The sequence below is a fragment of the Chlorobium sp. N1 genome (assembly GCF_004332115.1).
GTDB lineage: Bacteria > Bacteroidota > Chlorobiia > Chlorobiales > Chlorobiaceae > Chlorobium.
In genome coordinates, this window is sequence record NZ_SJPA01000001.1 from 21,540 (window position 1) to 41,784 (window position 20,245).

At 65.2% G+C, this 20,245-nt stretch carries 11 protein-coding genes; 5 read left to right on the forward strand and 6 right to left on the reverse strand.

The features are described from left to right. Positions 1 to 103: 103 nt before the first annotated feature. A complete protein-coding gene (locus E0L29_RS00105) occupies positions 104 to 694 on the forward strand; it encodes a YdcF family protein (RefSeq protein WP_131353318.1) in 591 nt (196 codons plus the stop codon). A gap of 95 nt (positions 695 to 789) precedes the next feature. Here E0L29_RS00105 and E0L29_RS00110 read toward each other — a convergent pair whose 3' ends face one another. After that, positions 790 to 1,254 (reverse strand): DsrE family protein, encoded by a 465-nt coding sequence (locus E0L29_RS00110; RefSeq protein ID WP_131353320.1) that lies wholly within the window; start codon positions 1,252 to 1,254, stop codon positions 790 to 792. Positions 1,255 to 1,521: 267 nt separating this feature from the next. Between E0L29_RS00110 and E0L29_RS00115 the strand changes: the two genes are divergently transcribed. The 3 genes from E0L29_RS00115 (at position 1,522) to E0L29_RS00125 (ending at position 5,985) form a co-directional block, all read left to right on the forward strand. After that, a complete protein-coding gene (locus E0L29_RS00115) occupies positions 1,522 to 1,995 on the forward strand; it encodes a methylglyoxal synthase (RefSeq protein ID WP_131353322.1) in 474 nt (157 codons plus the stop codon). A 74-nt stretch (positions 1,996 to 2,069) separates the two neighbouring features. Then, on the forward strand, positions 2,070 to 2,249 hold the full coding sequence (locus tag E0L29_RS00120; protein ID WP_131353324.1) for an HTH domain-containing protein: 180 nt from the start codon (positions 2,070 to 2,072) through the stop codon (positions 2,247 to 2,249). Position 2,250: 1 nt separating this feature from the next. Beyond that, positions 2,251 to 5,985 (forward strand): hydantoinase B/oxoprolinase family protein, encoded by a 3,735-nt coding sequence (locus E0L29_RS00125; RefSeq protein WP_207387742.1) that lies wholly within the window; start codon positions 2,251 to 2,253, stop codon positions 5,983 to 5,985. On the opposite strand, the gene recD is transcribed toward E0L29_RS00125, so the two are convergent. Genes recD through E0L29_RS00150 form a run of 5 tightly spaced genes read right to left on the reverse strand, consistent with a single transcriptional unit; the run spans position 5,960 to position 18,404 of the window. Further along, positions 5,960 to 7,699, reverse strand: coding sequence for an exodeoxyribonuclease V subunit alpha (gene recD / locus E0L29_RS00130; RefSeq protein ID WP_131353326.1), 1,740 nt, complete (start codon positions 7,697 to 7,699; stop codon positions 5,960 to 5,962). The two genes, E0L29_RS00125 and recD, sit on opposite strands and share 26 nt — an antisense overlap. Then, positions 7,696 to 11,301 (reverse strand): exodeoxyribonuclease V subunit beta, encoded by a 3,606-nt coding sequence (gene recB / locus E0L29_RS00135; RefSeq protein ID WP_242664219.1) that lies wholly within the window; start codon positions 11,299 to 11,301, stop codon positions 7,696 to 7,698. Before recB ends, recD begins: the two co-directional genes overlap by 4 nt. Further along, entirely contained in the window at positions 11,298 to 14,522 is a 3,225-nt protein-coding gene (gene recC, locus E0L29_RS00140; protein ID WP_131353328.1) for an exodeoxyribonuclease V subunit gamma, read from the reverse strand. Before recC ends, recB begins: the two co-directional genes overlap by 4 nt. Beyond that, positions 14,512 to 17,232 (reverse strand): AAA family ATPase, encoded by a 2,721-nt coding sequence (locus E0L29_RS00145; RefSeq protein WP_131353330.1) that lies wholly within the window; start codon positions 17,230 to 17,232, stop codon positions 14,512 to 14,514. The genes recC and E0L29_RS00145 overlap by 11 nt, the downstream gene beginning before the upstream one ends. After that, on the reverse strand, positions 17,229 to 18,404 hold the full coding sequence (locus tag E0L29_RS00150; RefSeq protein WP_131353332.1) for a DNA repair exonuclease: 1,176 nt from the start codon (positions 18,402 to 18,404) through the stop codon (positions 17,229 to 17,231). The genes E0L29_RS00145 and E0L29_RS00150 overlap by 4 nt, the downstream gene beginning before the upstream one ends. A 323-nt stretch (positions 18,405 to 18,727) precedes the next feature. On the opposite strand from E0L29_RS00150, the gene E0L29_RS00155 reads away from it, so the two are divergent. Further along, positions 18,728 to 19,984 (forward strand): DEAD/DEAH box helicase, encoded by a 1,257-nt coding sequence (locus E0L29_RS00155; RefSeq protein WP_131353334.1) that lies wholly within the window; start codon positions 18,728 to 18,730, stop codon positions 19,982 to 19,984. The last annotated feature ends 261 nt before the right edge of the window (positions 19,985 to 20,245 follow it).

Genomic DNA, 20,245 nt, shown 5'->3' on the forward strand with positions numbered 1-20,245 from the left:
AGATTGTGTTTGGATGATTCGGCAATTAATGCCATCATAAACGGCCTGCCCGCGGCCTTCCGGCCCGGCGTTGCAGGCCGCAAACAGAATCCATCCGCCGACCATGCTGAGACTGCTCCGGACAACCCTCATCATCCTGCTTGCCATCGCGATGCTCGCAGGTGCAGGGTTCCTTTCTCTCGGCTACCTGCTCTCGTTTCCGGCGAAAAAGGCTGAAAAAGCGGACGTGATCGTCATTCTCGGAGGCGACAGCGGAAGGCGGGTCAGGAAGGGCGCCGAACTCTACCGCAGCGGCTACGCCCCCAACGTCGTTTTGACCGGCATCGACGAACGCTACTACCGCCCCGGCCGGCTCAACTGGCGCCAGCGGCGCATGGTGAGCCTCGGCGTGCCGCTCAAGGCCATCAAGATCGACAGCCGCTCCCAGACGACCTGGGACGAGGCCTTCAACACGATGGAGGCGATGAAAAAACACGGGTGGAAAAAGGCGCTCATCGTCAGCGACCCTCCGCACATGTTCCGGCTCCACACCACCTGGAACCGGGCTTTCAGGAAATCCGGCAGGAGTTTCGTCCTCATCGCCACCAGGCCGGAATGGTGGCACCCCGCCCTCTGGTGGAACAACGCCATCAGCTCACGCTTCGTCTACAGCGAACTGAAAAAGAACCTCTTCTACGCCATCGTCTACTACTGACAGCCGCCCCTGCACACGAAACGGAACAGAAACAGCCGATATGAAAAAAGCGCCATCACAGGCGCTTTTTTCATTCATGTCCGCTGAACTTCCGCTCAGAAGGTGAAGAGCTTCATCCCCTCGGCGGCCATCGATGCGGCGACGACAGGGGGCTTGGCGATGGTGACGCCCTCGATCATCTCCGAAGCCTTGTGGCCGGTATTGGGAAGGTAGAGCGGGCAGAGCTCGACCTTGACGCCCTTGGCGATGAGCCCCTTCAGGAGCATGGCGGGCGACTTCCCGATCGGCTTGAAGACCTTCTGTCCGCCGTTTTTGAGCGCAAGGCTGCCGGCAGGGCCGCAGAGCAGGATCTGGACCTTGCGTCCCTGCTGGACGGTCTGGGTGGACAGTACGAGAGCCATCATCTGCGTCATGGAATCGGCATCGGTCATGACGACGAACATCCCGTCGGCTGCTGCGGACTGGGCGGCCTTCGGACCGTTGGCGGCCATGATGGACGACGGCATGCTGAGCACGGCAAAGAGCGCCGCAAGGGAAAACAGTTTCAAAAACGCTTTCATATTTCTTTCTCCTTTATTGGTTTGTGATGGGCGACTCGTGCAATCGATCCGGCCCGGTAGATGAGAACACTCGCAGCCGCGCATATGGTTCCTCCATATCAGGCAGCCGGCGACATTGTCAAAATACGAAAAGCGTCGTCAGGAGCAACAGTTAACAATTATAATACAATATGTTACAAGAGGGGAAACAGTTGCTCCGCCTAACGCGGGAGAGGGTATTCCTGACGATATTCAGACGGCTTCCCCACAACCGATACGGAGAAAACAATGCAAGTGAAAGAATGCATGATGGAGTGTTCGAAGAAGATCGCCCTCGTCGCTCACGACAACAAGAAAGCCGATCTTCTCGCATGGGCGAAGTACAATCGGGACCTCCTCGATCGCCACACCCTCTTTGCGACCGGAACGACCGGAAGCGTCTTCGAGCTCGAGCTGGGCCTGAAGGTAGAGAAGCTCATGAGCGGCCCGCTCGGCGGCGACCAGCAGATCGGCGCGAGAATCGCCACCGGGGAACTCGACTTCCTCATCTTCTTCTGGGATCCCCTCGAGCCGCAGCCGCACGATCCCGACGTGAAGGCCCTCCTGCGCATGGCCGTCGTCTGGAACATCCCGACGGCCTCCAACCGGGCCTCGGCCGACTTCATGATCTCCTCCCGGCTCATAGACCACCGCTACCCGAGGCTCGTGCCCGATTACGAAAACTACACGAAAAGAAGGCTCCCCCGGGGCGGCTCGGAATAACCCGATTTTACGTACATTGGCACTGGCCCGGGAGGGCTTATTTCAACCCTGTCGAAAAACCAAGCATCACAGAAATGGACGCCAAGAACGCCGTACTGGAGACACTGAAGAAGGAAGGATCGCCGATGAGCGCCGGCCAGATTGCCGAAAAAAGCGGGCTCGAGCGCAAAGAGGTCGACAAGGCGATGAAAACGCTGAAGGACGAGGGCGCCATCGTCTCCCCGAAGCGCTGCTACTGGGAACCCAAGGCCTGAGATGAAGCGAAACGCAGCCGGCGGCAGACCCTCGGCGGCCCGGCTCTGGAATTTCGCGATCGACCGGGGAGGAACCTTCACCGACGTCATCGGCATCGATCCCGACGGGGCGGTGCACTCGACGAAACTGCTCTCGGAGTCCGATGCCCGGGAGGATGCGGGAATCACCGGCATCCGCCGCCTGATGGGAATCGGGAACGACCGGCCGCTCAGCGCAGATGCCATTGCGAAAATCAGGATCGGCACGACTGTGGCGACCAACGCCCTGCTCGAGCGCAAGGGAGAGCGTGCCGCCTTCGCGGTGACGGAGGGGTTCGAAGACCTGCTCGAAATCGGAAACGGCCAGAGGCCGGACCTCTTCGCCCTCGACATCCGCAAACACCCGCCGCTCCATGATGCCGTCAGGGGGATCCCTGAAGCCATCGCGGCCGACGGAACGGTCCGCCGCCGGATGGATATCGAAGCCGCCCGCAGCGCGCTGAAGGAGCTGCAGGCCCTCGGCATCCGGAGCCTCGCCATCGTCCTGAAGCACGCATGGAAGAACCCCGTGCACGAACGCCGACTGGCGGCACTCGCGCGTGAAGAGGCGGGCTTCCTGCATGTCGTGAGCTCGCACGAGGCCATGCCGCTCATCAACATGCTCAAGCGCGGGCAGTCGACCATGATCGAGGCCTACCTCTCCCCCGTCCTCTTCTCCTACCTCCTCGGCCTCCGCCGTCTTGCCGGAGATGTGCCGATCGAGTTCATGCAGAGCTCCGGTGGGCTGAGGGATGCCGGAGGCCTGCGGGCGATGGACACGATCCTCTCGGGACCGGCCGGAGGGCTCATGGGCTACGCCGAAACCGCCCGCCGGCTCGCCATCAGCGAGTCGATCGGCTTCGACATGGGCGGCACCTCAACGGACGTCTCCCGCTTCGACGGCACCTTCGAGCACCGCTATGAAACCACCGTCGACAACGTCCCCTTCCACACCGAGATGCTCGACGTGCAGACGGTTGCGGCAGGGGGAGGCTCGATCCTCTGGTTCGACGGAGAGCGGCTGCGTGTCGGGCCCGAATCGGCCGGATCGAACCCCGGCCCGGCCTGTTACGGGCTCGGCGGCCCCCTCACCGTAACCGACGCCAACCTCATGCTCGGCCGGATCATTCCCGAATCCATGCCGAGCACGTTCGGCCCCTCCACCGACGCCCCCGTCGACAGGAATGCGACCCACCGGCTCTTCACGGCGCTCGCCCTGGAGGTCACACAGGCGACGGGAACCCCTTACGACGCATGGCGGCTCGCCGCAGGGTTCATCGAGGTGGCCAACGGCATCATGTGCCGTGCCATGAAATCCATCTCGGTCTCCCGGGGATACGACATCCGATGCCACAGCCTCCTGGCCTTCGGCGGCGCGGCCGCACAGCACGCCTGCCGGATCGCCTCCATCCTGGCGATTCCGCAGGTGGTCGTCCCCCGCCACGCCTCCGTGCTCTCGGCCTGGGGCATCGCCATGGCCGAGAAGACGGAGCGCCGCGTTGAGCCCGTCATGCAGCCGCTCACCGAACGCCTGCTCGACGATCTTGGCAGAAGGGCCGAAACCGGCATTCTGTCGCTGCTCGACCTTCTCGGGGCCGGGAACCGCACGTGGCAGAGCAGCGTCCTCCTCGACATCCGGCCTGCAGGAAGCGACAGCTGGATATCGGTTCCGGCATCACTTCCCGACTCGCAACAGGCCCTCATCACGCACGCCGCACTCCTGGAACGGTTCAGCGCAAGGCATCACAGGCGCTACGGATTCACGCCGGACACCGGTTCGCTCGAGGTTGTCGGGATGCGGCTCGAAGTAAGCCTCAGCGAAACGCATGACCTCATGGAGTGCTCTTCGCACACCTCAATGGCGGAACGGCAGCAGGAACCCTCCGCCGAAGGAAGCACGCAGCTCTGGATCGCCGGCAGCATGGTGGACGTACCGCTCTACCGGCGTGAAAAACTCCACCCCGGAGCCGTCGTCAGCGGACCGGCAATGATCGTCGACAGCCAGCTGACGCTCTTCGTGGAAGCGGGATACCTGGCACGGCCCGTCGCATCGGGATCGATCCTGATGCGGGCTGAAAATGAGGCGCAGGAAGCTGCGGAAGAGACCCTGGCGGTGCTGCCGGACAAGGCCGATCCCGTGCTGCTCGAAGTGTTCCACAACCTCTTCATGAACATCGCCGAGCAGATGGGAAAGACGCTCGAGAACACCGCGCACTCCGTCAACATGAAAGAGCGCCGGGACTTCTCCTGCGCACTGTTCGACCGCGAGGGTCGGCTCGTCTCGAACGCCCCGCATATTCCCGTGCATCTCGGAGCCATGGAAGCGACCGTCAGAAGCCTGATCGACGAAGGAAACGGCCGTTTCCGGCCGGGGGACGTCCTCCTTGCCAACAACCCCCACCGCGGCGGCTCTCACCTTCCCGACATGACCGTCGTCACACCGGTGTTCAGCGGAGACGACGAGCCCACCTTCTACCTTGCCAACCGCGGCCACCACGCCGACATCGGCGGCATCACTCCCGGCTCGATGCCCCCCTCCAGCCGCACCATCGACGAGGAGGGGGTCGTCATCACCTCCTTCCTCCTCGTCAAGGAGGGGCGGTTCCGCAGAAAAGAGCTCCAGGAGCTGCTCTCTTCAGGACCCTGGCCGGCCCGCAACATGGCCGAGCGACTCTCGGACCTGCAGGCCCAGGTGGCCGCCAACAAGCGGGGCATGCTCGAACTCGAAGCGGTGCTGGAGCGCTACGGCGTTCCCCTCGTCGATCGCTACATGGAGTTCATCCGCATCAACGCCAGAAATGCCGTAGAACGGCTTTTCAGAAGGCTTGCCGGCGAGGGCGGACGCTTTGAGGCCACATGCTCCGACCGGCTGGACAACGGAGCTGCGATCTGCGCTTCGGCCTTGATCACAGCACCCTCCGACGCTCCGGCACGGGCCATTTTCGACTTCAGCGGCAGCGCCCCTGAGGACCAGGGCAACCTGAACGCTCCGCCGGCCGTCACCCGGGCGGCCGTGCTCTATCTGCTCCGGCTTCTCGTCGGCGAGGAGATCCCGCTGAACGCCGGCTGCCTTGAACCGGTCGAGATCCTGATCCCGGAGGGAAGCATCCTCAACCCATCCCCGACGGCAGCCGTGGCGATGGGCAACGTCGAAACATCCCAGCGGGTGGTCGACGTGCTCCTCGGCGCATTCGGATGTGCCGCAGCATCCCAGGGGACGATGAACAACCTTCTTTTCGGCCCTCCGGACGGATCGGGAAGCCAGTACTATGAAACCATACCCGGCGGCTCGGGAGCCACACGCACGGCCGACGGCGCTTCGGCCGTACAGGTGCACATGACCAATACCAGGATCACCGATCCGGAAATCCTCGAAGAGCGCCACCAGGGCATCGAGGTCGAGCAGTTCTCCATCCGCAGGGAAAGCGGCGGCAACGGCATGCACCGAGGCGGCGACGGAGTGGTGCGCCGGATCCGCTTCCACACGCCGATGCAGCTCAGCGTGATCTCGGAACGGCGAAAGCGCCCTCCGTTCGGCCTCGAAGGCGGACAGCCGGGTGCGAAGGGCGTCAACAGGATCGTCCTCGAGGACGGAACCGAGACCCCGGCCGGAGGACGGATAGGGCGGCTCATGCGGCCGGGCGAGGCCGTCGTTATAGAAACCCCCGGAGGCGGGGGATTCGGGACGCCTCCTATGGATCGAGAAGGGCCTCCCTGAGGCCGGAGATCCGCTCGGTCGGCCGCAGGGTTGCGGCCCGGAGGGTTTCGACAGTCGCCCTGATCTCAACCGAGTGCCTCGCGCGCGTGATTCCCGTATAGAGCAGTTCCCGGGTCAAAAGCGGAGAGTCGGAATCCGGCAGGACCATCAGGACCCCGTCGAACTCCGAGCCCTGGCTCTTGTGGATGGTTACGGCATAGGCGGTCTCATGACGGGGAAGCCGCTCGGGAGCGACCGCCCGGACCGAGCCGTCGGGTGCCGGGAACCAGACCATCGGCCCTGTTCCGCCGGGCCCCATGAGGACGATGCCCGTATCGCCGTTGAAAAGACGCATCGAATAGCTGTTTTCCGTCACCATCACAGGCCGGCCGTGATAGAACGGAGAGGAGCGTTCGATGAGGCCGTGGCGGAGAAGAATCCGCTCAGCGGCGGCATTGAGGCCGTTTACGCCGAGAAGTCCCGGCCCCTCGCGCAGCGCGGAGAGGATCCGGAACCGCTCGAAAAGTCGAAGCGCATCTCCGCTTTCCCCGGCTTCGAGATACGGACGGTACCCGTCGAGGAGTGCGGCCTCAAGCTCGCCGTTCCGCCCTTCCCGATCCGTCTCGGCCCCGAAGGGAGGGCGGAGCACGACCCCTCGGCGGCCCTCAAGGATCCCGAGCGCATCCTCGGCACGTCCCTCGTTGACGGCCCGGGCGAGAAGGCTGATGCCGGCATCGGCGTCGAAACGGTAGTTCCTGCTGAGGAGGGTGATGGAGCCGCTGAGCGGCGAACCCTCCACGGCTCCGGCATCGCAGATGTCACCGAGCACGGCGCCGGCCTCGACGGAGGCAAGCTGGTCGGGATCACCGAGCAGGATCAGCCGGCAGCCGGGAGCAAGGGCGGAAACGAAGGCGTGCATGAGCGGAAGGGCCACCATGGAGGCCTCGTCGACGACGACGGTGTCGAAAGGAAGCGGGCTGCGGGGGCCGTGGCGGAACCGCCCCGATCCCGGCACTGCTCCGAGAAGACGGTGGAGGGTCGTGGCTTCGTCGGGGATGGCGCGGCGGGCCGCCTCGCTGCAGTCGAGTCCGGCTTTCTGGAGCCTCACGGAGTTGCCGAGACGCAGCGCCGCCTTGCCGGTCGGCGCCGCCATGGCGATCCGCCCCCCGCCGAGACCGTCCTCTCCGGCCAGGAGGGCGAGGATCCTGACGACGGTCGAGGTCTTGCCGGTGCCGGGCCCGCCGGCAAGGACGGAAAAACTCCGTCCGGCCGCGTTCCTCGCCGCCTCCCGCTGCATCCCTCCCTCCCCAAACAGCCGGCCGAGGCGGGCCTCGAAGCCCGCAGGATCAGCGAAAGGAGCCGGCTGACGGCATCGATCGAGGATCCGCCGGGCCAGGTCGGATTCCGCAGCCCAGTAGCGCTGAAGGTAGAGGCGGCTGCCGCGTCCGATCACGAGCGGCGTCCGCTCATCCCCTTCCGAAACCATCCCGCTTTCCTTCAGCCGGACGAGAAGCCGGCCGAGCTTCGGCACCTCGACACGCCCGCCGGGCATGAGGACCACGGAGCCGGCAACGGCGGCGAGATCGAGACAGACGTCGCCCCTGCCGACGGCGGCACTGACGAGGGAAGAAAGCGTATAGAGCAGCGGATCGCGGGGAGCGGGCCCGTGGGCGGCGACGAAGGAGGCGAACTGGCGGTCGATCGGGCGCTGTTCCTCATGGCGGATCTCTCTCATGGGTGCTCCTTTCCGGCAATCGCCGCACTGAGTTCTTCGATAAGCGCTTCGGACGGGCGGACCTGGTAGATGCCGCTCCCCTCCTCACCCCCCACGCCCCGCAGGAACACGTAGACCACGCCGCCGAAATGCGTTGCATAGGCATAACCCGGAACGCGACGGGCCAGGTGGCGGTTGAGCGCCGCCAGGTAGAGCAGGTACTGGAGATGGTAGCGGTGCTCCTCCATTGCCGCCTCCATCCGGCTCCTCCCGTAATCCGCCGCCGTGTTGCCGAGGTGGTTGGACTTCCAGTCGATCAGCCAGAACCGGCCGTCGGCTTCCAGCACCATGTCCATGAACCCCATGAGCATGCCCCGGGCGGGGGTGAACTCCAGCTGGGCGGCAAGCCGCCCGTACTCCACCCCTTCGGCTGCGACACCGTGGCGGCGGAGCGGCCCGGCGAGCCGCTCCCTGCTCACCGCTCCCATCGGCATGAAGAACTCCAGCTCCGTCGCCCAGCTGCCGGCCTTCAGCCCTCCGAGACGGAACGGACGGGCGGCCTCACCGAGCGGAGCCTGGAGCACGGCCTCGACCATCCGGGCGACCGGCGCCGTCCATTCGGCATCGAATCCGTAACGGAGCAGCATGGAGGCCGTCTGCTCCCGGATCGTTTCCGGATCAGGGGCCGAAAAATCGAGATGCTCGAAGATGTCGTGCATGAAGTGGCCCGCACGGGTTCCTTTCGGGAAGGCGAAAATACCCTCCGCCACGACGTCGGAGAGCGGAGCGCCCTCAGAAACGGATGCGGCCGCCTCGTCCCGGTCCGGGAGCTCGGCCGGGGCGTTGGCCTGCCGGCTGAGTGAACTGAAGCTCGAAACCCTCCACTGCCGGTCGATCCGGCCGCCGAAACGCCGGAGCGCCGGTGCGGAGCGGCGCTCCTCCCCCCCGGAGAGAAGCCGCGCGGCATCGATCCCGTCGGGGTCTACGAGGCGGAACCCGATCGCTCCGCCGGAGGAGTCGACGAGGGAGCGGAGCTGTCGCTCCATGGCCTCGGGAGAAGATGCGGCGACGGCTTGGCCAAGACGGGAGGGGACGCCTTCGGCCCCCCCCTTCGAGACCTCGGAGGCGTGCAGCAGATAGTTGACGGCCGAAACCCCGGCGGCGATTTTCGCGGCAACGAAGAAGCAGCGGTGCTCGGCGCGGGTCAGCGCGACATAGAACAGCCGCAGGTCCTCGGCAAGTTCCTCCTCGCCGGCCCGCAGGAGCCCTTCGGAGAACCCCGGGGAACCGAAGTCCCGAACCGCCTCGCCGGAGGCGTCATGGAACGAGGCGACCTCGCCGGCCGAGGGCGAGCCCTTCCAGTGGAAGGGGCAGAAAACCACCGGGTACTGCAGCCCCTTGCTGACATGGACGGTAACGATCCTCACTGCGGACAGGTCGGTCTCGAGCCGTATCTGAAATGCATCCTCCCCGACCGAAGCGTCGAGCAGCTGCTCGGAGAACCATGCTACGAGCCCTTCGGGACCCGATCCAGCCATATGCTCCCGGGCATGGAGGAGCTCGAAGCAGTGGAGCAGGTCGGTAAGGGTCCGCTCACCGCCTTCGCCGGCGAGGACTCTCCTGCGAACGCCCTCCTTCAGCATGAGCTCCCTGATCATCGTCATGAACCCTTTCGCCTGCCAGAGCCGGTGCCACTCCGCAAAATCGCGAAGCACGCCGATCCACTCCGGACCGTCTACGGCCATTGCCGCGATCATGTTGCCGGTTCGGCCGAGGATCGCGGTCACAAGGGCGCTTCGTATCCTTCCTTCGGACGCAGGGCTGGCAAGGGCTTCAAGCAGGAGCAGCACTTCGCCGGCGATTGCGGTCTGCATGACGCTTCTGTCGCTTCGCATGACCGACGGCACGGCCCGGGCCTGCAGGGCCGCCTGCACACGATTGCCCTGCTGGTGGGTACGGACGATCACGGCGATGTCCGATGCGGCGAGCGGCCGCTTGCCGATGCGCGTCCTGCCGAGTCTCGCCCCGTCGAGCAGACGGACGATCTCCCGGGCGACGGCCGCCGCAGCCGACTCCTCCGCCGCCTCGACGGTGAGGGAGCCTTTCTTCGTGTCCCGGGAATCGAGAAGCCAGACCTGCAGCGGCTCGTCGAGAGCCTCCTTTCCGTCCGTGAAGGCATCCTTCGGCCCGCCGCCGCCGGAAGTAAGCGGCCGGTAGGCGATGTCCGGGTAGAGGAACGGGTTGCGATCGTTGCGGAAGAGCATGTTGAACCCTTCGAGCAGAAGAGGCGCCGAGCGCCAGTTCTTCTCGAGCGTAAAACGCCTCTCCTCCCCGACGGAGGCGGCGGCCCCGAGGTAGGCGAAAAGGTCGGCGCCGCGGAAGCTGTAGATGGCCTGCTTCGGATCGCCGATGAGAAAGAGCGGCAGTCCGGATCCGGCATAGATGCGGCGGAATATCTCGTACTGCACCGGGTCGGTGTCCTGGAACTCGTCGATGAGCGCTGCCGGGTAGGATCGGCGAAGCACCTCGCCGAGCCGCCCGCCGCCTTCTTCCTCCCCGAGCGCCCGGTAGAGGTCGTTGAGCAGGTCGTCGAAGAACCGGACGTTCTGCTCCTCCTTCTGCTTCGGAAGCATTGCACGATAATACTCGACAAGCTCCGCCTTCAGCACCAAAAGGCGGGCCTCGAGCGCCTGCAGCATCCCGTCGACGGCTTCGAAAAAGGGATGGAGAGGGGTCTCGAACTTCTTCTTCGTCCCGTTCCGGAGCGAAGCCGCACCGAATCGCCCGAATCCCCGGAAGCAGGCGTAGGGGTCTGCGGCCTGCAGATAGCCGTCCATCAGCTCGAACAGGGCCGGGAGCTCCTCCTTCTTGTAGGCCCCGGCAGCACGGCTGAGTCCGGGGTCGTCGGCAAGGATGGAGAGCACGGTGGTCCGATCCTCGCGCCAGAGCGTGCAGAGACGGGAGAAACACTCTTTCACCCGCGCTTCTGCCGCCGCATCGTCCCCCGGGGAGAACGCCGGCCTGATGCAGGCGAGCGGCCCGGGCCGCAGTGCGCTGAGCAGCGAGACGAACGATTCCGGAGTGAGATCCTTCCGCCAGCCGAGATAGCCAGAGAGGGGCGCCTCGGGCGGAAAGAAGCGGAGACGCCAGAAATCGTCGACGATGGCCCGAAGCAGCTGCTGCTGGTCGGTGCCGAGCTCGGTATCGTATAGCGAACCGCTCTCGAAGGCATGCTCCTGGAGAGCCCGGAGGCAGAAGGCGTGGATGGTATGCACCGCTGCCGTATCGAATGCGGCGAGTGCGCGCTCGAGCCGCCGGGAGGCCTCGTCGGCTCCCACCTCCGAAGCACCGGCTCCGATGGCGGCGAGCACCTCTGCAGGGCTTCCGGGGGCCCTGAGCGCCTCGAGGGTGTCGCGGATGCGCCCGCGTATCCGCCCCCTGAGCTCGCCGCTTGCCGCCTCGGTGTAGGTCACAACGAGAATGGACTCCGCAAGGAGGTCCCCTTCGACGAGAAGCCGGAGGTAGAGCGAGGCGATGGCGTGGGTCTTCCCCGTTCCGGCACTCGCCTCGATGAGGTTCATCCCACCGAGGGGGACGGATGCGTGATCGAGCGGCCTCATCATTTCATCGCCTCCGAATGGTCAAGAACCGGCCGCACGAGGATTTCGGCGAGCCGGCGGAAGGTATCGAATCCCGCAGCGGCGGGGTCGAGGAACGAGGGCCCGAAACAGCGCATGACCGCCGGGTCGTCTCCCTCCCCCGCTCCGGTGAACCGGGAGGAAAGCCAGGCCGAACGGGCCTCTTTCAGCGCCTCCGCCTCCCCCTTGTCCCGCTTCCCCTCCCAGGCGAACGAGGTTTCGGGGAAATACGGAAGAGGGGTTCGGAGCCCCTGCCAGTATCCCTCCAGAAGGCCGAGCAGGAGGGCCTCTGGATCATCGGGCCGGCGGAGGCGGTAGGCGCCGTTTTTCATGATGAGCAGGGTTTCCGAGGGAAGAGAACCGTCAGCTACGATCGAGAGGACGAGATGGGATATCCAGCTGCGCATACGCTCCTTCGACTTCATGGAGGCAGGCCTCGTAAAAAGCTGGCAGGCGCTCTGCAGGCCCTCGAGCCGACCCGAGAGGGTGAACGGGCCGCACTGGAGGCTGACGTCCTCGGCCGGGAGGGGACGTCCCGGAGGGACAAGCCGCCGGACGGTATCGACAAACCCCGACGCCTCCTCGCTGAGAGCCATGTAGAGCCGCTCACCGCTCGTGCTCGGGGGCAGCACCCCCTCGGCGCGGAAACGGCTGAGGAACGGTTCATGCTCCTCGCCCTCAAGCATCGCCCCGGCAAGCGCTGCCCTGATGCGGTAAGCCTCCAGCCCGTCGATTTCGAACGGTTCACGCTCCTCGAGCGGCTGCATCCGCATCGCCCCCTGGAGGCCGAGACGCTCGCGCAGAAAGAATGCCGAAGGGTTGTCGAAGAAGCGCAGAAGATCCCGCAGCTCCACCCTCCGCATTGATTCCGGCGGCTCCGCGAGCGGTTCCTCCATGAACGCCCCGGCAGGGAATGCCCCGGCCGGCTCCTCTCCTGCAAGGAAGTTCTCTTCCGAATAGCTGAACAGTGGCCCGTACGCCGAGAAGCAGTCGGGACTGAACGGCTGCAGGCGGTGGCGGAGGGTCAGGATATCTTCGGCACGCTTCCCTTCAGGAAGGATGAAACCGCGCTCAACGGCGTCCAGCAGTTCGCTGACCAGCACCGAAGGCGGAATGGGGCTGTTGTCCCTGACGCTCTGGCCGACATAGCTGACATAGAGGACGTCACGGGCCGAGAGCAGGGTCTCGAGAAAAAGGTAGCGGTCTTCGACACGCAGCGATCGGTCCCCGCGACGGGGAGAGCGGGCGATCAGGTCGAAGCCCGGCGCATGGTGCTGGCGCGGGAATGCGCCGTCACCCATGCCGAGCAGCACAACGACCCTGAAAGGGACGCTGCGCATGGGCAGCATCGAACAGAAGGTGACTCCCCCGGTCATGAACCCGAGCCCCTGCTCCTGCTGCTCGAGCCGTCCCTTCAGCCAGCTGAGGACCACCTCGGGCGGGACGGCATCCCTGTAGAGCGAATCGCGGCCGATCTCTCCGAGGCGGTCCAGCACACCCTGCACCGCAAGGAGCTCGCGCTCCCGCTTCTCGTCCACCCGGATGAATCGTTCGAGCATGCCGGCGAGGAACCCTCGCCACTCCCCAAGGGTGCGCGATGTGGAAAGTCCGCGACGGAACAGCTCGACGGCGTCGATGAAATCGGCAAAGATGCCGAGCGTTTCGGCCGAACCCCCGTCGAAATCGCCGAAGGGCACTATTGCGCCGAGAGCCGGGTCTTCACCCTCCATGGCGTAGCCGAGCAGGAGCCGGTCGAGCCCGGCACGCCAGGAGTTCTGGCGGAACGGCGGGAGCTGGTTCTCGAGCCGCTCCTTTTCGTCGATGCCCCATCTGATCCGCGTATCGACGATCCAGGCCCGGATAACCGAGAGGGCATCTCCGTCAAGGCCGAAACGGAATGCGACGGGAGGGCTGGAGAGAAGGTCGAACAGCTCCGGAGCCCCTGTTCTCGCGTGCTGAAGAGCCAGGAGACGCAGGAATGCCGAAGCGACCTCCCCCTCGTTCATCAGCCGGCGGTCGGCGACGGAAAAAGGGATGTGCCGCTCGCCCGAGATGCCGAACACCGCGGAAACGAACGGAGAATAGGTCTCAATGTCGGGAGCCATCACGACGATGTCCCGGGGAGCCAGGCCCTCGATGGACTCGAGCATGTCCAGCAGGCGGTCGTGCAGCACCTCGACCTCCCGCTGCGCGGAGTGGCAGGCGTGCACCTGGAGTGAACGGTCGCCCTCCGGGAAAGGCCTCCGGCCCTCCTCGCCGGTACCGGTGAGGTTCAAAATGTCGCTCTGGACGGCGTGGAGCAGACTGCCGGCCCCTGGATCGACATAACGCTCGCTCCCCCCTCCCTCTTCGTCGGGAATATCGAGCACCATTTCCGAAAAGTCCCTGCCGATGCGGCCGAGTGAAGCCAGAAGCGGGTTGCCTTCCGTCCGCAGCATCCGCTCGGCATCCTTCATGCGCGAAAGCGTGCGGCGTGAGACGATGTCCCCCCAGTACTCCCTGGTAGGGCTGAGCAGGAAGAGGTTCACCTCCCGATGTCTTGCAAGGACTCCGAGGACATCCAAATGGAACTGCGGCAGGTAGGAGATGCCGAAGAGCGATATGCGCCCCGGAAAGACCGAACCGGAAAGGCTTCCGGCACGGAGGAACTCCTCCTTCAGCTGCCCGCGGTGGCGCCCCCCGAGCGCGGCCGTGATCGTGCGCCAGAGGATCGGCTGCCATGCGTCCGTCCCATCGGGCCCCCCTCCCGCCTCCCACTCGGCGAGCATGGCCGGGCGGAACAGGGTGTACTGGTCGAAGGTGTCGGCGATCTTCGTCGCCAGCTGGAAGAGGCGGAGCGGGGCCGAACCGCCCGAAAGATAGCGGCCGAGAACCGCAAACTCCCCCTCGGCAAGCAGGGGCGGAAGAAGCCGCATGATGCTCCAGGCCATCAGCTCGGGATCGTACCGGAGCCGTTCCCCTTCATCCGTATGGAAGGCGGACGCGAAAAGCTCGGAGACGACGGCATTGGGAAACGGATAGCGGGCGCCGGCCCAGACGCCGAGACGCCGGGCCAGCTCGATGGAGAGCCAGCGCTGCATGCCGCGGCTCTGAACGACGATCACCTCCTCCTGGAACGGCGAATAAAGCGGCGTTGCATCGATCAGGGAGGCAAGCATCCCGGCCAGCTCTTCGGTCCTGTTCGAAGCATGGATATTAATGGCCATTGCTTCCGTCCGCCTCCTCTCCGGCCGTCCGCTTCAGAAGGTGCTGGGTTGCGCCGAGTCCCGCATAGGCCTCCGGGTGGCAGCTGAGGATGATGATCTGGAGACCGTTCGAGGCTGCACGGTCCAACATGCGCTGCAGGAGCCGGACACGGTCGGGATCGGTATTGGTGAACGCGTCGTCGAATACGACGGGAAGAGAACCGTCGTACCCCTCGGCGAGAAGCTCCGCGATGGAGAGGCGGACGGCCGCCGACACCTGTTCGCGCATGCCGCCGCTCAGGCTCCCGAACCCGATCGCCTCCCCGCCCCCGCGCTGGATGCGGATGTCGCCGAACGACTGGCCGCCGTAGGTGACGGAAGCTTCAAGGTCGGGCCCGAACATGGTGCGGAGGTAGCCGGAGATCTTCAGGGCAAGCGGCCGGCTGAAGCGCCGGGCGTCTTCGGCCTGCTCCTGGCGGTAGAGATCGTAAAGAAGCCTGGATGCGCGGGAGCGTCGTTCCACTGCAGCGAAATGCTCACGGGCCCGCTCAGCCCGCCGGGCGGCCGAAAGCAGCGAGGCGGCGGGATCGTCGGAACCGTCGCGCTCCAGCCGGGCCCGGAACCCGGCAGCACGCTCACGGCACTCCCGCTGCGCTTCATGATTGCGCTCGATCGCCCTTTCGCAGCGCTGCATGCTCTCCCTGAGCTCGTCGGGCTGCAGTTCGGAAAGACTCTTCCCCAATGCCTCCAGTGCGGCCGCGGCGCGGCTCCGCTCTTGCCTGGCCGCCAGAAGCGCTTCCTGAAGCCCCGCTTCACCGCCGTGGCGGATCAGGAGCCGTTCCAGCTCGCCGTTGCGGTCCAGGAACACCTGTCGCCGTGACTGCGCATCCTCGGTCTTCGTCTGCAACCCTTTCTGGAGCCGCTGCAGCGAAGTCGTCCGTTCGCCCAGGGATTCGCGGGCCGCTTTTTCAGCCGCATCAGCCTCAGCGAGACGCCCCTTCATCTTCTCGACAAGTGTTCGTGCCTCGGCGGCATCGAGCGGCGGGCTCGGCGTTTCGAAACGCTCCGCTGCGGCGCGCGCGGACTCCATGTCGCGGAAAGCCGATGCACACCGATCACGCAGCCGTCCTTCGGGATCGAGCGCCTTCAGCGACGCCTCGGCGCCTTTGAGCTCTCCCAGCAGGTGCTCGCGTCGCTCGTTGACCTTGCCGGCCGCGTCCAGCGAATCGATGCCGAGGGCGTCAAGCCGGCTCCGGAGCCGCTCCCTTACCGATACCGCATTGGCCCGGGCCTCAAGAAGGCGATTGCCGCCTCCGGGCGTGATCATGAAACGGAACCTGCCCCCGGCCTCGATTTCGGAAGCCTCGTCGAGCAGGACCGATCCGCCGGTTTCGACGGCCTTCCCCCCGATCCGGACCGAACCGTCGCTCTCCAGCACCGTCACGCCCGAAGCCATGGCCTGCAGCGACGCGTCGGCACGCTCGAGCTCGAGGGTGATTCTCTGCAGGCCCGCCAGCGCCTCGGCGTCAACGGCGGGAAGCGATGAAATCTCCCGCTGGAACTCTCCGAGCTTCGCCTCGTAGCCGACAACCTGCCGCTCGAGACCCGACAGCTGCCGGGAGGCCTCTTCAGCCGCAAAGAACGCAGCCCAGGAACGGGCGGCCTCAAGGGCCCGCTCAGCCTCGGACTTCGATATTGCGGCAGCGCCGGAGCGTTCCTCAATGGCACGAAATCCCGCCATCTCTTCCGAAACCCTTCGATGCAGCTCCCCGAGCTCCGTTTCATCGGGAGCGAGGGCCTGCTGCAGGCGAGCGACCTCATCCGTCAGCTCCGCGACCCGGCTGTTTGCTCCTTCAAGCGCGGAGAGCGGCACCTCGGCAAGCTTCAGGGCCTGTCCGGCGAGGATGATCTCCTTTTCGAGTTCGTTGACCCGGACCCGTGCGGCAGCGGTTTCCTCCCGCTCCCGGCGGAGCAGGCCGTCGGATTCGACGAGCCGCCGGAGCTCCGACGAGGCATCTTCGATGCCCCGGATGGCCTCGATCAAGCGCTCATGCGCCTGGGACGCCTGACTCAGGCGCTCTTCTGCCGCATCGCGCTCCTCCAGTGATGCTTTCAGCTCCGAGCCCGCTTTCGGCATGCCCGTCGCCGTAAAGAACTTCAGGTACCGCTCTTCGACCGCCCTGAAGATCCCGCTGTCGGCATCGGACTGCGCAACGACGGCACCACCCTCTTCCTGGAGGCGCTGCATGAGCCGGTCCTGTTCCTGGGAGGCCCCGAGGGAGGGATCCTCCATCCCCTGGCCCTGCCATACCCAGAGATGCGCCCACTGCTCCCGAAGCCGCTCTCTTGAAACCCGCTGCAGCATGCCGACTCCGAGGAGCGAGGCAAGGCGGATTTCGGCCTCGTCGCCCCGCCATGCGGCGCCTCCGGCTTCCGTAAGCTGGACGGTGCCCGAAGAACCGGAAAAACGTTTTTCGAGATGGTAGCGCCGGCCCCCGGCCTCGAAATCGATCTCGACCTCGGGCGCCGGTGCAGGACGAAGCGGAAGCATCGACTGGCGGACCTCGCCCGTCACCCTGGCCTTGAGGAAAAGACCGTGGTGGAGCGCTTCGGCGAAGGTGCTCTTGCCGGTTTCGTTTGCGCCGCCGACCAGCGTGCGCAGGGGATCGAACACCACCCGGGTCTCGCGATGGACGCGGTAGTTGCGGACGGTCGCGGAAATCAGCCTCATCGTGCACCCTCCCCGAGGAAAAGTCCGTAGAGATCCCTGAGGGCGAGGGCCGCAGGCTCGGCATCGTCACCCCCGTCTTCGACCATCTGCACGAGCCGCCCGGCGACCCGTGCCGTCAGGGGATCGGCGCCGTTTCCGGCAAGCGCTTCGATCTCGGCCGGGCCCGGAGCCGTCTGGACCCGGTTCCTGAGCTTCAGGCGCAACAGGCGCGCATCAAGGGATTCGAGCATCCTCTCGAGCTGAACGGATGCCTCGATGCCGAGCGATCCTTCGAGCGTGAGCTCGAGCAGGAAGCGGCCCGGCTCTCGCCCGAAGAGCGCATCGAGCCTTGTCGAAAGCAGCCCGACGTCGCCGTCGGCGCCGAAGGTGAACTCCTCCGCCGCCCAGCCGAGCCGGGAGGTAGGCAGGACCTCAACCTTCGGCACTCCTCCCCGCCCGACCTCCACCAGCAGGATGTTGCCGGGCACGTTCTCCTCGCCCCTGCTGAAACGGTCCTGCTCCGGGGTACCGGAGTACCAGGCCTTCGGGCCCACCTGCTTGGTCCCGTGCCAGTCGCCGAGGGCCAGGTAGTCGAACGCTGCGTCGGGAAGGCGTGTGAGGTCGATATGGCTGGAAACGATCCCGGCAAGCCGGTCGTCGTCATCGGAGGAACCGAACTCCTGCGTGCTGCCGTGCGCCATGATGATGCGCACCCGCTCGTCTCCTGAGCCAGAGAACGCCAGGGGGTCGCGGAGCCAGGAAAGGGGGTCGGCGACCGCGTTTCGATGGAGCAGCGGGCAGGGAAAGACGACGGCCCCGGGAAGTTCATAGGGCCGCTCTTCAAGGAGGACGGTGAGGTTGGCTGCGAGGGCGTCGCGTTCGGCCTGAAAGAAACGCTGGGTCCAGATGGATCCGGGGCCGCCGTGGTCGTGGTTTCCGGGGATGACGAGAACGGGGACCGGAATGCTGCCGATGGCTCCGCATGCGGCCGAGACGGTCGCCCGGTCGGGGGTCAGCGAGTCGAACAGGTCTCCGGAGACGAGGACGAAGGAAGCGTTTTCACGTGTTGCGGCCTCCCCGATCCTCCTGACCGCCTCGATACGCTCCCTCGAAACGAGGGCGCGCTTGTCGGGATCGCCGATGCCGGCAAAGGGCTTGCCGAGCTGCCAGTCGGCGGTGTGGATGAATTTCATCTCGGACGGAGGAACGCTTGACAATAATGGGAAAACGGGACGCCACTCTAACGGTAACCAAATTACTGCGCCGCTGCAAGCGCTCCGTACCGGTGGGGCGGAGATGCAGCAAAGTCAAGGTACGGCAGCGGATGGGACAAAGCCTGTCCTATCCCGGGATCACCTGCAAAAAAGGGGCCGCCGGAAAGCCGCAACCGGCCGGCCTGACGAATCGATCCTGCGATTTACGCCAAGAAATCCTATATTCCGACCGACCGGACCGGATCCGGCATGCAATTTCCCGCCGCTCCCCCGTGGCGCCCCAGCCAACATCAACGTCCCCTATGAAATTCAGCTCACTCCACATCATCGAACCGATCCTCCGCGCACTCGAGGAGGAAGGATACAGCCACCCCACCCCCATACAGGCCGAAGCCATACCGCTCATCCTCAAGGGTTCCGACCTGCTCGGATGCGCACAGACCGGAACCGGAAAGACCGCGGCATTCTCGATCCCGATCCTGCAGCTGCTCCGCCAGCGCAAGGCGGTCGACCCGGCACGCAAGATCAGAAGCCTCATCGTCACCCCGACCCGTGAACTGGCCATACAGATCGGAGAAAGCCTCTCGGCATACGGTCGCCATACCGGCATCACCAACACGGTCATCTTCGGCGGCGTCGGCCAGAACCCTCAGGTCACCGCCCTCAAGCGCGGCGTCGACGTGCTGGTTGCGACTCCCGGCCGACTGCTCGACCTCATGAACCAGGGGTTCCTGCACCTGAACAATATCGAGATCCTCGTGCTCGACGAAGCCGACCGCATGCTCGACATGGGCTTCATCCACGACATCCGCAAAATCCTGGCAGCCGTGCCGAAAGACCGCCAGTCGCTCTTCTTCTCGGCGACCATGCCCCCCGAAATCCAGAAACTGGCCGCAACCATCCTCCACCACCCCGCCAAGGTCACCGTCACCCCGGTATCCTCGACGGTCGAGATCATCAACCAGCAGGTCTACTTTGTCGACCGGGGCAACAAGAGCAAGCTGCTCGTCCACCTGCTCCAGAACCCCGAGATCAGGACCGTGCTCGTCTTCACACGCACGAAGCACGGGGCAGACAAGGTGGTCCGACACCTCCAGAAACACGACATCACGGCAGAAGCCATCCACGGCAACAAAGCGCAGAACGCCCGGCAGCGGGCACTGTCGAACTTCAAGTCGCAGAAAACCCGCGTGCTGGTCGCCACCGACATCGCCGCAAGGGGCATCGACGTCGACGAGCTGGAGTGGGTCATCAACTACGAAATGTCGAACGTCGCCGAAACCTATGTGCACCGCATCGGCCGCACCGGTCGTGCGGGCTCTGCCGGCACGGCGATCTCATTCTGCGACGCCGAGGAGAAGGAGTACCTGCGCGATGTGGAAAAACTCATCGCCAAAAGCATTCCCGTCGTCGAAGGCCACCCCTTTCCCCTGATGGACCACAACCCGGTCAAGATCATACAGGAGCAGGGACGCGGCCGCAGCGGGCATGCAAAGCCGAGGACGCAGGGCGGCGGAAAGCAGAACCAGCGCCCTGCAGGCGCCGGCAGACGCCGCTAAAACATGTAGAACCGGCTGCCGGGCGGGAGCTTTCGCACCCGCCCGCACGACCGAAGCCTGACCTCCCCCCTCCTCTTTTCTCCCCGACATCCCTCGAAATCCAAGGAGCGCGTCGAAACCGCCGACGCCCGCGGCTCCCGCGCATATCGCGGTACTGCCGACGCCGGCCCTGCATGGAGCGGTGTTCCGCTGCCACCCTATCCCTCTCCCTTCCTGGCGTTTACTTTGTTTATTAAAGTTCTTTATTCAACACGAAACATA